General features: G+C 68.4%; 14 protein-coding genes. 13 read left to right on the forward strand and 1 reads right to left on the reverse strand.

The window, feature by feature from the left end:
- Positions 1 to 42: 42 nt before the first annotated feature.
- The 3 genes from AB0E78_RS38385 to AB0E78_RS38395 are packed head-to-tail and all read left to right on the forward strand — an operon-like array spanning position 43 to position 6,403.
- Positions 43 to 966 (forward strand): type VII secretion protein, encoded by a 924-nt coding sequence (locus tag AB0E78_RS38385; RefSeq protein ID WP_361843245.1) that lies wholly within the window; start codon positions 43 to 45, stop codon positions 964 to 966.
- Positions 963 to 4,973 carry a type VII secretion protein EccCa gene (gene eccCa, locus AB0E78_RS38390; protein ID WP_361843248.1) on the forward strand — a complete coding sequence of 1,337 codons (4,011 nt, stop codon included), beginning with the start codon at positions 963 to 965 and terminating at the stop codon, positions 4,971 to 4,973. The genes AB0E78_RS38385 and eccCa overlap by 4 nt, the downstream gene beginning before the upstream one ends.
- Entirely contained in the window at positions 4,970 to 6,403 is a 1,434-nt protein-coding gene (locus AB0E78_RS38395; protein ID WP_361843251.1) for a DUF6177 family protein, read from the forward strand. Before eccCa ends, AB0E78_RS38395 begins: the two co-directional genes overlap by 4 nt.
- A 162-nt stretch (positions 6,404 to 6,565) precedes the next feature.
- Here AB0E78_RS38395 and AB0E78_RS38400 read toward each other — a convergent pair whose 3' ends face one another.
- Complete coding sequence (locus AB0E78_RS38400; protein ID WP_361843569.1) at positions 6,566 to 7,372, reverse strand: alpha/beta hydrolase; 807 nt, start codon at positions 7,370 to 7,372, stop codon at positions 6,566 to 6,568.
- A gap of 298 nt (positions 7,373 to 7,670) precedes the next feature.
- On the opposite strand from AB0E78_RS38400, the gene AB0E78_RS38405 reads away from it, so the two are divergent.
- From AB0E78_RS38405 to AB0E78_RS38450, 10 genes are all read left to right on the forward strand, one after another.
- A complete protein-coding gene (locus AB0E78_RS38405; protein WP_361843254.1) occupies positions 7,671 to 8,237 on the forward strand; it encodes a hypothetical protein in 567 nt (188 codons plus the stop codon).
- A 159-nt stretch (positions 8,238 to 8,396) separates the two neighbouring features.
- Positions 8,397 to 8,735: a hypothetical protein gene (locus tag AB0E78_RS38410; protein WP_361843256.1), complete on the forward strand. Its 339-nt coding sequence runs from the start codon at positions 8,397 to 8,399 to the stop codon at positions 8,733 to 8,735.
- 48 nt (positions 8,736 to 8,783) lie between these two features.
- Positions 8,784 to 9,893, forward strand: coding sequence for an AAA family ATPase (locus AB0E78_RS38415; protein ID WP_361843259.1), 1,110 nt, complete (start codon positions 8,784 to 8,786; stop codon positions 9,891 to 9,893).
- A gap of 70 nt (positions 9,894 to 9,963) precedes the next feature.
- A complete protein-coding gene (locus tag AB0E78_RS38420) occupies positions 9,964 to 11,109 on the forward strand; it encodes a hypothetical protein (RefSeq protein WP_361843262.1) in 1,146 nt (381 codons plus the stop codon).
- Positions 11,110 to 11,199: 90 nt separating this feature from the next.
- On the forward strand, positions 11,200 to 12,093 hold the full coding sequence (locus AB0E78_RS38425) for a hypothetical protein (RefSeq protein WP_361843265.1): 894 nt from the start codon (positions 11,200 to 11,202) through the stop codon (positions 12,091 to 12,093).
- A 69-nt stretch (positions 12,094 to 12,162) separates the two neighbouring features.
- Positions 12,163 to 12,504 (forward strand): hypothetical protein, encoded by a 342-nt coding sequence (locus tag AB0E78_RS38430; protein ID WP_361843268.1) that lies wholly within the window; start codon positions 12,163 to 12,165, stop codon positions 12,502 to 12,504.
- Positions 12,505 to 12,613: 109 nt separating this feature from the next.
- Positions 12,614 to 13,042: a hypothetical protein gene (locus tag AB0E78_RS38435; RefSeq protein ID WP_361843271.1), complete on the forward strand. Its 429-nt coding sequence runs from the start codon at positions 12,614 to 12,616 to the stop codon at positions 13,040 to 13,042.
- Positions 13,039 to 13,557, forward strand: a complete 519-nt coding sequence (locus tag AB0E78_RS38440) for a hypothetical protein (protein ID WP_361843274.1) — start codon at positions 13,039 to 13,041, stop codon at positions 13,555 to 13,557. The genes AB0E78_RS38435 and AB0E78_RS38440 overlap by 4 nt, the downstream gene beginning before the upstream one ends.
- 638 nt (positions 13,558 to 14,195) lie before the next feature.
- Positions 14,196 to 14,543, forward strand: a complete 348-nt coding sequence (locus AB0E78_RS38445) for a hypothetical protein (RefSeq protein ID WP_361843276.1) — start codon at positions 14,196 to 14,198, stop codon at positions 14,541 to 14,543.
- 80 nt (positions 14,544 to 14,623) lie between these two features.
- Entirely contained in the window at positions 14,624 to 14,929 is a 306-nt protein-coding gene (locus tag AB0E78_RS38450; RefSeq protein ID WP_361843279.1) for a hypothetical protein, read from the forward strand.
- Positions 14,930 to 14,958: the final 29 nt, after the last annotated feature.

Genomic DNA, 14,958 nt, shown 5'->3' on the forward strand with positions numbered 1-14,958 from the left:
GTCCGCCCCGTACGCAGCAGTGCTCGCGACCCTCGTGTCCCGATGCCCACCCCGGAGACCGTACCCACCGTCGATCCGCGCCTGGCCCGCGCCTTGGGCGGCCCGCAGCACGGCGATTCCGCCGCGCGGCGCACCGGTCGTACGCTGCGCAAGCTCACCGCTTCGGCAGGCCAAGAGGTCGCCGAGCAGACACGCCTCGCCCGTGAGGTCCAGCAGCCGGTCACCACCGGACGGGTCATCGCCGTGACCTCCATCCGCGGCGGCGTCGGCAAGTCCACCGTCTCCGCTCTCCTGGCCCGTACGTTCAATCACTACCGGCACGATCCCGTCCTCGCCCTGGAGGCCGATGCCGCGCTCGGCACCCTGCCGGTCCGCCTGGGCGCGGAGTCCGTGCGCTGGGCCTGCGCCGATCTGGCCCAGATCCTGAGCCCTGCCATGCAACTCACCGACGTCACCGGCTACCTGGTGCCGGTCACCGACGGCGGCTGGCTGCTGCCCGCCAGTCGAGGACGGGTCGGCGCGCCGCTCGACGTGCCCACCTACCGCACCGTCACCCTCGCCCTGCGCCGCTACTTCGCGGTGTCGGTGGTCGACTGCGAGACGCTGCCCGGCGAAGTGGCACGCACCGCGATGGACACCGCCCACGCCCGCGTCGTCGTCGCCCCGATGACAGCCGAGGGCGTCAACGGCACCCGCCTGGTCCTCGACTGGCTGGCCCAACTGCCGCACTCGGCGCTTGCCACCACCGTGGTCGCCCTATCCGCCAACTCCCCCGATACGACGCTCGACTTGAAGACGGCCGCCGCGCACCTGCGCGAGACGGGAGCTGCCGTAATACCGCTCCCCTACGACCGTCATCTGGCCCAAGGAGGCCCCATCCACACCGGCATGCTCAGCCAGAGCTCCCGCGACGCCGCCGTCCACCTGGCCGCCGAAGCGATGCAGCGGGCGGTGCGGGTGCGATGACCAACCGCCTCATACACCGCCCGGCTCGCTCCACCCGGCCTCTCGCCGCTGCCCCCGAGCGCACCATCGAGCCGCCCCCGAACCTGCCCGAGGGCAAGATGGGCAACGCGGCCACCGCACTGCTTCCGATGGCCGGCGTCATGGGCTCGGTCGTCATGATGACGGTCATCCGCAACAGCCAGTTCGCTGCCATCGGCGCGATCGTCCTCGTCTTCGCACTCCTCGGCGCCGTCGCCCTGTTCCTGTCCCAGCGCGGCAAGGCCCAGCGCACGCGGCGTACGCAGCGCGAGCGGTATCTGGAGTACGTGGAGGAGCAGCGCGAGGAACTCGGCGCCACCGAGCGAGGGTTGCGGCGTCAGGCACGCATTCTCAATCCGCCTCCCGCGGCGCTGTACGACCTCGTGCGTGATCCGGCCCGGCTGTGGGAGCGGCGCCGTCTGGACGCGGACTTCCTGCGAGTGAGGCTTGGCACCGGTGACGTACCCGTGCAGGGGCTGGCGATCGGCCAGAATCAAGGCAGCGGCGTGCTCACCCCGCCCGACCCGTTCATGCTCAACGAAGCGCGTGCGCTGCAGCACCGGTTCACCACCGCCACCGACTTCCCGCTGACCGCGCCGCTGGACAGGGCGGGCAACGTCAGCATTATCGGCGACCGGGACGGCGTGATGCGCGTGGCCCGCGCCCTGTTGATCCAGACCGCGGTGACGCACGCCCCCGACGATGTCGCCATCGCCCTTGGTGTGCCCGGCGAACGCCTGGAGGAGTGGGAGTGGGCGAAGTGGCTTCCCCACGTCCTGGACGCCCAGCAGGACGACGGGCCGGTCGCCGCCCGACGCATCTCCCCGAGCCTCGATCAGCTCGCCCGCCAGTGCGCCCCCGATCTGAGGCGCCGCTCTGCCTACGCGGCCGAAGTACGCCGCGGCCTGTCCGACCGCAACGCGCTTCGGATGAACGACCGGCTCCTGGTCGTCAGCGACTGTCACGGCAGCACAGCCACCGAACTCCCCCGCCCCGACTCGGCTGTCGACCTCACGGGCATGGGTGTGACGGTGCTGCATCTGCTCGAACAACAGGTCCATGAACCGGATCAGGTGAGCGTGCGGATCACCGTCGACGGCGACCAGGTGAGCGTCGAAGACCTGCGTGCCCCCGACGCGTTGCCCGGCCACGGCACCGCGGACGCGGTCAGCGTCGCGGGCGCCGAAGGCCTGGCCCGCATGCTCGCCCCGCTGCGGCTGTCGGCCGAGTCCGCCGCCGAGGGCACCCCCATCTCCGGCCCCGTCGACTTCCCCACCCTTCTCGGCATCGACGACCCGGCCGCCCTTGACCTCGACCAGCTGTGGGCGCCACGCAGCGAGCGCGACTTCCTGCGCGTGCCCATCGGCCTCAACGACCGCCACGAACCAGTCCTGTTGGACCTCAAGGAGTCCTCCGAACTGGGCATGGGCCCGCACGGGCTGTGCGTCGGCGCGACCGGCTCCGGCAAGAGCGAACTCCTGCGGACCCTGGTCCTCGCGCTGGCCGCCACCCACTCCCCCGAAGACCTCGCACTCGTGCTGGTCGACTACAAGGGCGGCGCCACCTTCGCCCCCTTCACCGGACTCCCGCACGTCGCAGGTGTCATCACCAACCTGGAGAACCAGGCCGGTCTCGTCGAACGCGTCCACACCAGCCTCGCCGGTGAGGTCAAGCGCCGCCAGCAGGTCCTCAAGGGCGCCGGCAACGTCGCCGACATCGGCCACTACGCCGCCCTGCGCGCCCAGCGGCCCGAGCTGGAGGCACTGCCCCACCTGTTCGTTGTCATCGACGAGTTCGGCGAACTGCTTACCGCCAAGCCGGACTTCATCGACTTGTTCCTCTCGATTGGCCGTATCGGCCGCTCGATCGGCGTGCATCTGCTGCTGTCCAGCCAGCGCATCGAATCCGGCAAGCTCAAGGGCCTGGAGACCTACCTCTCCTACCGCCTGGGTTTGCGCACCTTCTCCGCCGACGAGTCACGCACCGTCCTGGACACCGTGGACGCCTTCCATCTGCCGCCGTTGCCGGGCTTCGGCTACCTCAAGGTCGACACCTCCACCTACGAACGCTTCAAGGCGGGTTACGTCTCCGGCGGCCACCGCGGCCCAGCCCTACGCGAACAGACGGACGCCGAATCCCTCGCCTGGCCTTACCCCACCTTCAACACGGGCCAGGACCCCAAGACCGGCGCGCCCGAAGAACCCGCGATGCGGGAGCGGGAGACCGGCCCGACCGTCCTGACGGCCATGGTCGACCAACTGTGCACCGCCGCCCCACCCGTACGCCGCATCTGGCTGCCGCCGCTGCCCGACGCGATCTCGCTCGACGCCGCCGCCGGACCTGTGCAGGCCTCGGAGCGCGGCCTGCATCTGGCCACCTCCACCGGCGCCATGCAGATACCTCTGGGCGTCCTCGACGATCCGGCCAAGCAGTGGCAAAAACCCTGGATCCTGGACCTGACCGTGGCCGGCGGACACACGGCCGTCATCGGCGGCCCGCAGTCCGGCAAGACCACCCTGCTGCGCACCCTCGCGCTGTCCCTGGCCCTGACTCACACTCCGGCCCAGGTTGCCGTCTACGGCCTCGACCTGGTCGGTGGCGGACTGACCGCACTTTCCGGGCTGCCGCACGTAGGCGGCATCGCAGGTCGCGCCGACCACGAGCGTGCCGCCCGCACCGTCGCCGAAGTACGCGCCCAGCTCGCCCTGCGCGAAGAGCTGTTCCGTGAGCACGGCATCGACTCCGTCGACCAGCTGCGCCACCTGCGCGCCCAGGGCCGCCTGACCGAGCTGGGCTCGACCGACATCGTGCTGCTCATCGACGGATTCGGCGCCCTGCGCGACGAGTTCTCCGAGCTCGATGACACCGTCGCCGACCTCCTCAAGCGCGGCAGCGGCTACGGCATCCACATCGTCGCGGGCATGCTGCGCTGGAACGACGTACGCATCGCCACCCAGTCCATGTTCGGCACCCGCATCGAACTGCGCCTGAACGACCCCTCCGACTCCAGCGTCGACCGCAAGCTGTCCGAGACACTGAGCGCGGACACGCCAGGCCGGATCCTGACCGACGCCAAACTCTTCGCCCACGCCGCCCTGCCCCGCATCGACGGACAGGCGTCCACCGGCGACCTGGGCCCCGCCCTGGAACGCGCCGGGCGCACATTGCGTGCCAGCTGGTCTGGCGAACTTGCCGCCCCAGTACGGGTCCTGCCCACCGCCCTGCCCGCCGCGAAGCTGCCCTCGGTCAACGCCGAGCCCTCGCGCATTCCGCTCGGCGTCGATCAGGACGCCCTCGCCCCGGCCTTCCTGGACCTGACCGGACAGGACCAGCATCTGCTGATCCTGGGCGACAACGAATGCGGCAAGACCAACCTGCTCAAGCTCATCACCGGCCAGCTCATCGACCGCCACAGCGACGAGAACCTGGTCTTCGGCGTCTTCGACCCGCGCCGCGGCCTGCGCGGCGTCATCCCCGAGCCCTACCGCGGCGGCTACGCCCACAACGCCAAACTCGCCACCGCCCTCGCCAACGGCATCGCGGGCGAACTGGACAAGCGCCTGCCCGAGACCGCCGACCCGGACGCGATCACCGACGCCCCGGCCTTCACCGGCCCGCGCATCGTCATCCTCGTCGACGACTACGACATCCTCACCACCGCAGGCCAACAACCCCTGGCACCCTTCCTGCCCTACATCTCCTCCGCCCAGGACATCGGCCTGCACTTCATCGTCACCCGCCGCGTCGCCGGCGCCTCCCGCGCCCTGTACGACCCCTTCCTCACCACCCTGCGCGAAACAGGCACCACCGCCCTGCTCATGACCGGCGACCGCACCGAGGGCCAGCTCTTCCCTGGTCTCTACGCCTCCACCCAACCCCCCGGCCGCGGCACACTCATCCGCCGAGGCCGCCGCCACCAACTCATCCAGACCGCCCTCGCCACAGAACCGACAGAACCAACAGAGCCGGAAGAGACCCGCCAGCAGTGACCAAGGACGTCATCGCCCTCACCCCCAAGATGCCCGACATCAACACCCTGCTCGCCGGACTCTTCGCAGGCGGCCCCGACCTGGGCATCAACCCCCTGGCCGAGGGCGCCGTCGTCCAGCTCTGCGCTCCGGGCGGCCGCCCGCTGGTCTCCGTCGAAGCGCCCCTTCTGGTCCAGGTCCCCGGCGAGGCACAGCGCCTGCTCGGGGCCGAAGTGGCTGCCCCCAAGGAGCCGTTCTGGTGGACTGAAGCCCGCGCCTCCACCGCCATCGAGGAGGGCGAACGGCTCGCCGGCTCCTTCGCCGGACGCCTAACCGCCGTGCTCGACGGCACAGTCTGGCCCTCGGAGGCAGCCCACACCGACGTCGTCCCGCTCACCCCCGAGACCGCCACCGCCGCACCGGCACCCGAAGCGACACCACCGGCCGTAGACGTCCTCACGGACAAAGCCGCGGTCGTCATCCAGGACCGCCCCGTCGTCGCGATGACCAGCTGGCTCGCCGACGCCCTGCGCACCGCGTCCGCATCCGACCGCGCCCTGCAGATCGTCACGCCACCCCACACCAGCCTCACCCTCCCCACCCGCAACGCACTGCACGGCCACCCCAACCGCTGGGTGATCCAAGACCCCGACAGTGGCTACTACGACGGCCTCTCCGGCGCTCAACTCCACTGGCAGGACGGCCACTTCACCCCGGCGAGAACCGCGGAGGGAAACGCCCGGATCGCGGAGGCGTTCAAACCCAGGCCCACCCCCGACTCCCCTGACGCGCAGGGTGAGCGCCAGCTGATCCTCTCCCTCCACACCACCCACCCCGCCGACGAACACCTCCTGCTCGGCGGCGCCCTGGAAGCGGCGTGGCAGGCCCTCACCGGCGCCCCACCGGCCGGCTGGTCCACAGCCGAACCCATCGCCCTGCCCTGGTCCCGACGCCAGCTGACCGAATTGGCCCGCACCCGCGCCCAGAAGAACATCCCCACCTGGCTGACCACCGTCGGCACCCCGGACCGCCCGGCCATCGCCACCACCCGCATCACCCACACCTCGGCAGGCATCGAGGAACACATCACCCTCACCCTCGGCCACACCGCCGACGAAGCCCCGCCCCTGGACGTCCTCGCCCCGCTGGCCGAGACCCTCGCCACCGAGCACGGCCTGACCTCCATGCTCACCACACTCCGCTCCGCGCGCCGAGACCTCACCGTCCCGCCCCGGTTCGAAGCCCCGCCCATCCCCCTCTCCTTCACTCTCGGCGCAAATGCCGTGAGCGAGATCGGCCGCGCCCACGCCCAGCACCCGCAGGGCGGCCTCCGGCCTGCTCAACTCGGCCACACCTCACGGCCCGCGCTCCACTACATCCTGGGCGACGGCACCGATCCGAATTCCTGGACCACGCTCCAGCAGCTCACCCAGCACCTGAAGTCCGCTTAGCCACCGTGCTGTGGCTAGGTCTCTACGGCACACGTGGAGGATCGCGCTGGGTATGGCCCGTTCTGAGGGATGGCCCAGATCGGCTTCGACGGGCTGCCCTAGTCCGCGGGAGCAGAGTTGTGCGCTCTTTGTGTGTGCGGGTAGCCGGGGGCTCGTCGGAGCTCACGGACTGGGCCAGGGTTCGTGTCCCGCGTTGTCGACCCGTGTCAGTGGAACATCGAGCCGGAGCGCGAGCGATTCAAGTGCTGACAGCGGGCGAGGATCACTAGCACCGCCGAGGATCTCCACCCGCGTGGGCAGGCACCCGCGCAGGTCGTCAAGGTGCTGGTCGAGCGGGTCTGAATGCCCTTCCTCCCCGAGTTCACGGTTCATGACCCAGTTGATGGGGCGGCGTTGCCGGGCACCCTGGGCGGCCCAGTGCCAACCGCGTTCGGGATCGGCGTGGTCGGTGAACCAGGACAACGTGAGCAACTCGACTTCCTGGTCCTCCGTGCGGTGCGGCAACTGCTGCAACTCGCGGAGTCGCTCCCGTTGTGTTGCGGACATGCGGAGGTCGCGCTGCACTCGGTCCCCCGTGCGCCACTCGCCTACAAACGGCCCGCACATCAGCAGCATCGCGGCCACCCGATCCGGGTGGGCCATGCAGAACCGGCTGGCCAGGGTGGCGCCGTAGGAGTGCCCGATCAGCACGGCCTCAGGCGCGCCCCACACGTCGAAAAGCTCAGCGAGATCGTCAACATGCCGGGCGAAGGTATGGCGACCCTGCCACGGGGAGCTGGCCGTGCCGCGCTGGTCGTAGCGGTACACGGGTGCGAGGTCCGCGATCATTGTGGCGACGTCGCCCAGATAGTCCGGCAGACCTGGACCGCCATGGAGCATGACCACGAGCGGCTTCCAAGTCGTGTCACCCAGCGCCACCCAGCGTATTTGAGCCTCGTCGATCATCGACGCAAGGCCCTGTGTCTCCATCAGATTCACCGCGGAGAACCTACAGGTGCCCCTGAGACTCCACCAGAGGTTGGAAACAAGCTCAAGGCGGGCACGCCTCCCATCCAGCTGATGGGCCACACCCAGTAAGTAGCTGCCGGGAACGCAAAGACCCCCGGAGCATCGGCTACGAAGCAGGTCCGGGGGTCTTGGTGCACCTCTTGGAATGTGCGTTTCCAGGCTAACAGTCGCGGTGGCACGCCTCTGGGGTGCGGATTTCGCACCTGCTGGACGTATTCTGCTATGCCCAGTCAGTAGAGCAAGGTGGAAGGAGGCCGTCGTGGCGAAGCCGCTGATCGTGGGCCGCAAGGAGTTCGCGAAGATCTACAACGTTGCGCCGACGGCGGTCAGCGACCGGTGGATCCCGGACGGGATCCTCTCCTATGAGGATGCTGTGATCGTCTCGGGCAAGCCTTATTGGCCCGGTGGCCTGGCTGTGGATTTCGCGCTGCCGCCGGGCAGTCGCGGTCGGCAGCTGGATGAGGAGCTCCTCGCCGAGCTGGCGGAGGAGCAGCGGGCGACGGTCCGCCCGATGAAGAAGGGCGAACTGCCCCCGCTGGTGGGATTGCAGGAGTATGCGGCCTTGTTCCAGGTCAGCAAGTTCGTGGTGTCGAACACTCGCAACCGGGGCGGCGGGATGCTGCCGGCCGAGGACTACCTCCTGGGCGGCTCCCCTCTGTGGCTGTTGTCGACCGTGCTCGAGGGTGCGGGTCACACGGTGGCGCAGAGCCGTGGTGGCGTGTGGCAGCTGCAGGATGATGTTGCTGCGGCTTTGCGGGAAGGCCGGTATGACGGTCCCGGGTCGGCGATCTCGAAGCGGGGCAAGGCTGCCGTAGACGGGGCCTGACGTCGTCGCGACCGCCGGGCCGCCGCCTTGAGGTGGTTCGGCGGAGTTGCCCTCCACCTGATTCATAGTAGAATTAACCTACTCCACTGAGGGTGCGTACAGGCGCCGCATCGACCGCATGCAAAATAGGCTGCGATACATCAACCAAGGAGAGCCGTAGTGACCGTGCAGCTAGAGCTGCCCATCGCAGCCGTCCGGCAGCCCGAGAACCCGGGCGGCAAGCTGACGATCCAGGAGAGGTTCGAGGCATTCGACCATCTCAACCCCTGGATCCTCAAGCACCTGGAGAGCCTCGCGGGCGACTGCGTCGAGCGCGGACTCAAGCGCATCGGCATCGGGATGCTGTTCGAGGTCCTGCGCTGGCAGTACGGAATCGCCACGCGCGGGGAAGCTTGGAAGCTCAACAACGACTTCCGCTCCCGCTACGCGCGGCGCCTGATCGACCTGCACCCCGAGTGGTCCCCTCTGTTCGAAATCAGGAAGATCCACACTGCCTAGAAATAGGCCAGTGCATATCTTTCCTCTGGAACCTCTTGGAGATGTTCTGTGTCCAGCACGACCGTGCCACGCCTGCGCACCCGCAAGCCCACCGGCGTTATCCCTTGGCCGATCATCCTGATCGAAGGCGAGGAGAAGAGCGGCAAGAGCCATGAAGCTGCGGCGTTCACCGGCTCGAAACTGACCGGTCAGGCGTACTGGCTGGAGCTCGGCGAAGACACCGCCGACGAGTACGCGAACGTGCCGGGCGCGGACTACCTGCTCATCGACCACAACGGCAGCTACCAAGACATCCTCAGCCAGGTCGAAGCTGTACACGCCGAGGCCAAGCGTGCGGCCACTGCGAAGGAGAAGCCGGTCGTTCTGGTCATCGACTCGGGTTCCATGTTGTGGCGGATGCTCGTGAACTGGACTAACGAGCGGGCCAGACGCTCCAAGAACGGTCAGAAGGTGCTGCGCCAGGACCCGGACGCCGAAGTCAAGCCGTCCATGAACTTGTGGAACGACGCCGCAGAGCGGTGGCAGCGCGTCATGTATCTGTTGCGGACGATGCCGGGCATCGTGATCCTGCTTGCGCGAGGCAAGGAGGTCGCAGCCGTCGACGGCAACGGCGATCCCATCCCCCGCACGAAGGACTGGCGGGTGGAGGCGCACAAGTCACTGGCCTTCGATGCGACGGTGTGGGTACGACTGCGCCGCGATGAGCAACCCCAGATCATCGGCGCCCGCTCCCTCAAGTTCGAGGTGCCGCGCAGCGGAAAGCCGAAGACACTGCCGGACTTCTCCATCGAGAACCTGGTGTTCGGTCTCATGGGCTGCTCGATCCACAACCAGCCCAAAGCCGCCCCGGAGCTGACCGGGGATCTGGCCCAGCTGTGGCTGCCGAAGGTCCACAAGGCAGCCGAGCAGGGCGTCGAGGGCTTGAAGAAGCTGTGGCGTGAGGTCGAAGCGGATGAGGATCTCAGCCGCGACGAGGTGCTGGTGGTGCGGGCCGCGATCGAGCACAAGGCCGCCGAGGTCAAGAACCCGAAGAAGTTCAGCGACCCCACGAGCGACGACGGTGCGCGTCTGCGGGCGGCTGCGGCTGAGCAGCAGGACCACGACGCCGAGTACCAGGGCGACTTCGAGAAGTTGCCGCCCGGCGAGTTCGCTGCCTGACCTCCCGCCAACTTCCCGCTGGGGCCCGCTGTGACGGGCCGGGCCCCGGCATGCCCTCTTGGAGACTGCTGTGACCGCCACAACCTTCCGTGTGCCCGCTTCCCTGTCGATCTGGGATGCCGCGCACGCCGCCGACGCGCGTCGGCCGCGCTCGCGCCAGAAACAGCTGGGCGCATCGGACACGATCTGCTCGCGCAGAGCCGGGTACATCGTTCACGACGTCGAGCGCACCCACAGCCCGGACATGCGGGCAGCGATCCTCGGCACCTACATCCACCAAGGGCTGCTGGAGGATGCGCGCCGCGAGTACGGGTGGCTGGTCGAGCGCACGGTCACCGACGAGGTGCTGCGCGGGCACATCGACGTCGTGCAGCTTGATGCGGCGACCGCGGCGCGGCTGCCCAAGCGTCACCGGCCCAGCCAGCCCGCCGATGTCGTGACGGTCGAGGATGTGAAGACGAAGTCCGGCCGGATCTGGGACCGCGTCCTGCGGTATGGGCCCACCCCTGCGGAGATGCGGCAAGTGCTGTTGTACGCCGACTTGTTGCGCACGGCCGGGTTCGCCGATATACCCGGCCAACGGTACCTGCACCGGCTCGGCCCGATTGACGTCCGGCGCATCCGGTTCCGGTTCGTCTGCCGCGATACCGGCGAAGAGCACTTGCAGGAATTCGACTTCGACCCGTGGCTGGCCAGCGAGGCCCGCTGGTGGGTGGACCGCGTCCTGGAAGCAGCGTCCCCGGAAGAGTTGCGGCGCGACCATGACGGGCCCGGCCTGTCAGTGATCTGCGACAACTGCCCTTTCCGTGAGACCTGCTGGCCGGATGTGGCGCCGGGGCGGCCCGCGCAGACGATCCTCGTCCACGACAACTCCGACCGCGCGCAGGCCCTGGCGGAGTATGTGCGCGGACACGAGATGTACCGGGAGGGCAAGCGCCTCAAAGAGGTGGCTCGGGCGATGCTCGACGACTCCCCCGAGGGCAATTACGGCGCCAACCACCTGGGCTGGAGCGGCGGCAACCCGAAGGACGAGGTGGACGTGCCCACGATGGTCGAGCGGTTCGAGGACGCCGACCTGGTCGTGCCGATGCTCCCGGATACCCCGCGGATGGTGGATGTCCTGCGCCGCGCCGGCATGACGGTGCCGATGCGCAAGGCGGGCGGACAGAAGACCCCGCTGTCCATCAAGGTCAGCCCCGCCCGCACACCCGCCTGACGCCCCCATAGAGGCCCCGCACCGGCGTGCGGGGCCTTGCTCCCTGTTGTTGATCACTAGCTCGCTCAGTACCGCCCTGGAGGCATTCTCGTGACGATCCTGCGCCGCCATCTGACCACCGGGTTCACGGTGGTACCGACGGCTGCCCTCGAGGATGCCCGGCTGTCGTTTCGAGCGCGCGGTGTCCTCGCTTTCCTGATCTCCAAGCCGGATGCGTGGAAAGTGCGGGCCGAGTCGATCGCGAGCGCGGGCAAGGAGGGCAAGGAGGCGATCAAGACGGCGCTGCGCGAGCTGAAGGACTTGGGCTACTACCGGGTGGTGACCGAGCGGATGGCGGACGGGACGCTGGGCCGGATCACGGAGGTGTACGACACGGCGCAGGAGTGGGCGGCCGAGGAGTACCGCGAGCTGGAGGCGCAGCGTGTGGCGCGCAGGCTCAGGAAGCGGCTGGACCAGGGCGGTCAGGCCGCCGGGAAGGAGCCGTCCGGAGTGGGGCAGGCCGAGGCCATCGACGACGGGGGGTCGGCTGGCGGGACCGAAGACGGGTTTTCGGGCGCCGGTTTTCCGGACGCCGGTTCACCGGACACCGGATCTTCGGGCGTTCTAGTTAGTAACCAGAGCCAATATCCAGAGAAGAACCCCCCTACCCCCACAGCTGGCGCTGCGGGGGCGCCGCTTGACGCTCCGCTCGAAGAAGCAGGGGTGAGTTCGTGCCCGACGCATCCGGATGAGCCGGGTCGTTCGTGCCGGGGCTGCGGTACGACTCCGAGGCAGCAGCGGGTGCGTCAGCAACGGGCAGAGAAGGACCGGTTCAAGGTCCGCGAGCGGGAGGCGAACGAGCGGGTGCTGGCGCAGGTGCGGCGTAAGCCGGAGGCGACGGGGCTGTCGGAGGTGGCGCGGCAGCAGCTTGCTGCCATGCGGGGTGGGAGGCGGGATCCTGTAGCTGGTGGCGGGAAGGTAGAGTCACCCCCAGAAATAGGCTGATGTACAACTGTGCAGCGGTTCGCATTTAGACGATTCGCCACCCCTGCCTTACATAGCAGAATTCACTAAATGGGCAGGGAGGGCCCCGCTCATCGCCCCTTGGGGGCAGGCATGATGTGCGACTCGATCTGCCGCGGAATCGCCTATATGCCCGACGGCGAACCCGTTGATGCATTCACCAGGGCGAGGATGTCTCAGGTGACCTCTCGGGGTGGCGAGGTGCGGGTGATCGCTTATCACGGTGAGAGCTTTGCTGAGGCGCAGCGTCGACCGGAGAGCAAGGGGTGGGAGGCATTGGCGCTCGCTCGGGAGCCCAAGGATGATCTGCCGTTGACAGGGGTGCCGTTCATGGACATTCCACAGAGCGCGTGGGGCACGCCGACCCTGGCAGTCGGCGTGCCGAAGAGCTGATTTGGCGACCACTTCATTAAGCGCGTAGCACTGAAGATCAAGTAACTGCCGAGCGTTGCGCATTGGCCAGAAATAGGTCAGTACACAACGTCTCACGGATTGGATGGACATGTTCGATGTGACTGCCGAGGTGGCCAGTATCCGCGCCACCTACGGACCGGACGAGGACCGCGCCCTCGCCGTGTACAGCGATGTGCACGGCGCCCTCGAAGAGGCCGGACTGCACCCATACGTGGAGACCCGCGGCGGCCTTGCAATCTGCGCCTATGCCGACGATGGCACGCTGTTCGTGGTCGCCTGCGAAGACTCCCTACCCCTCAACCGCTGGGCTCCGCGGGCGCTCGCGGGCTGGCACGTGAGCCATGTGCCCGAGGACGGGCCGGCGCCCGCCTGGCGGTGCGTGGTCTACGACAGTCTGCCCGCATGTCCTTGCCGTTACGAAGTGGGGGACCTGCGCCTGGAGCCCCTCATCGAGGCCGCGACAGCGCATCTCGCCGTCTGCTCGCGCACCAGTGGAGGCGCCGGGGGCGGGGCGTGAACCTCACCGACGACGACATCCAGATGTCGGTGCGCGACTTCTTCGCCCCGGTACTGCTCCTGGAGTTCATCGACTTGCCGGATCTTCACGCGCGCATCCAGTGGGGTGAGAAGCAGCTCGACGAGCGTGACCGCAGACGCAGCGTCCGGCGCCTCGAAGGGGAGCCGGATGCCGGATGCCTGACGCGCTGGTCGGCCACGCCTGGTGGGTTTCGCTACGACGTCGATGCTCGTGGCGGCGCGCGGTCCGGGTTCGTGTACTGGCATGACGTGCACCGGACGGTGAACTCCCGTCTGACCCCGGTCCGCTACGGGGCGTTGCGCGCGGCCGTCGAGGCTGTGGCAGCGCACGACAACGCCTACCTTCCCGGCCCGGTCCCGTTCCGCACGCCCGAGTTGTGGGCGTCCTTGTTCCACCGCCCGTGGGCGCGTCGCGCCAGCGATCTGGAACTGAAGGCCTCGGCCGCTTTGGATGCCATCTGCCCGCCAGTCAAGGCGCAGCCCGCCCTTTTCTGATTCCACGCGACAACGAGAAAGCCCTGCCGTGATCACCTCTACTTCTTCCGCAGCTTGGACCACCACCGCGCCGTGCGCCGGCCTCGACGGGTACGTGCCCAGCGAGCAACTGGTGCGCAGTAAGCCCAGTGACGTCATGAAGGCGTGCGAGCCACTGATGGAAGGCTGCGCGGAGCGGTGTCCGTTCGTGCTGCAGTGCTACGAGCGGGTGCGGCCGGAGGCGAACCGGTTCGACGGGGTGTGCGCGGCGCGCACGTGGGTGAACGGGAAGCCTGTTGCTGTTGCCGCGGGCGCACCTGCGCTGTCGAAGCTCACGTCACAGGCGGGCACCTGTGGGACGAGCAGCGGAGTGAAAGCTCACCAGCGGCTCGGGGAGCCGTTGTGCGGGGAGTGCCGGGTGACATCGCAGCGGGCCGATGTACGGCGTGCCGGTGCGGCGAGTATCCGCAAGCGGGCCGCGCGCGGAGGACGTCAGGAGCGCATGGCGTCGTAAGACGGCGCACGACGAGGCGACGATCTGGGCCCTGACCTGCATAGACGTAATTGACACCCCCTCTCTCCATAGTAGAATTTATCTTACTGGGGAGAGAAAACACACCCACCGACCTCTTGAAACACGAGATAAGGAAGCACCCCTCATGCACACGACGACGCCGGACCCGCTCGCCGTTCTGCAGGTCGCTGCCGAGCACAACATCACCGAGGAGCAGGCCGCAACCGCCGTCAACTGGGCCGCGCACATGACCGTGCACGCCTGGGAGGCCTACGCGGACACGCTCGGCCTGGTGAAGAAGGACGGCGACGCGATGGAGGCCTGGTACAGCACGCTCGGCCCGGGCACGCAGAGTTCCGTCCTCGAAGACGCCGTCACTGTGGTGCTCGGCGCCGACAGCGTGCTCACCGAGATCTACCGCAAGCGGGACGGCCAGCAACTTGCCCGGGAGCGCGTGATGCGCACCAACCGGCCTCGCGTGCACATCCACTGACACTCCGCGACTACGGCCCGCCTCATACCGGGGCGGGCCGCGCCATGCCATCACCTCAACTCACCGGAAGGACCCGCCTCATGGGCGCCCTCGACTACACCCCCGCCACCGGAACCGACCTGCAGACGGCCTTCAACGCCGCCCGCGATCACGCGGAGTGGGAGTACGGGACCTCTGGCTTCACCGGCACCATCGCCGAGAAGGACGAAGTATCACTGCTCGACGAGCCGAAGCGCAGCGAGCAGGACGCCATGGAGCGCGCGAAGGAACTGCTCGACGGCGAAGATCCGCGGGTCAGCGCCAAGTACGGGAGCGGCGGGGCACTGCCGATCGCCACAGACGACGGCGCGGACGGCTGGCTGTTCTTCGGCGTGGCTGCCCACTGATGCACGCCACGGGGCTGCGCCGTACCGCA

The sequence above is a fragment of the Streptomyces sp. NPDC032198 genome, from assembly GCF_040636975.1.
GTDB lineage: Bacteria > Actinomycetota > Actinomycetes > Streptomycetales > Streptomycetaceae > Streptomyces.

What these genes read in the sequence shown, in the direction of transcription:
- AB0E78_RS38385 (WP_361843245.1), top strand. Translation starts at nt 43, where the DNA reads ATGCCCACCCCGGAGACCGTACCCACCGTCGATCCGCGCCTGGCCCGC.
- eccCa (WP_361843248.1), top strand. Translation starts at nt 963, where the DNA reads ATGACCAACCGCCTCATACACCGCCCGGCTCGCTCCACCCGGCCTCTC.
- AB0E78_RS38400 (WP_361843569.1), bottom strand. Translation starts at nt 7,372, where the DNA reads ATGGAGACACAGGGCCTTGCGTCGATGATCGACGAGGCTCAAATACGC.
- AB0E78_RS38430 (WP_361843268.1), top strand. Translation starts at nt 12,163, where the DNA reads ATGGGCAGGGAGGGCCCCGCTCATCGCCCCTTGGGGGCAGGCATGATG.
- AB0E78_RS38435 (WP_361843271.1), top strand. Translation starts at nt 12,614, where the DNA reads ATGTTCGATGTGACTGCCGAGGTGGCCAGTATCCGCGCCACCTACGGA.
- AB0E78_RS38445 (WP_361843276.1), top strand. Translation starts at nt 14,196, where the DNA reads ATGCACACGACGACGCCGGACCCGCTCGCCGTTCTGCAGGTCGCTGCC.
- AB0E78_RS38450 (WP_361843279.1), top strand. Translation starts at nt 14,624, where the DNA reads ATGGGCGCCCTCGACTACACCCCCGCCACCGGAACCGACCTGCAGACG.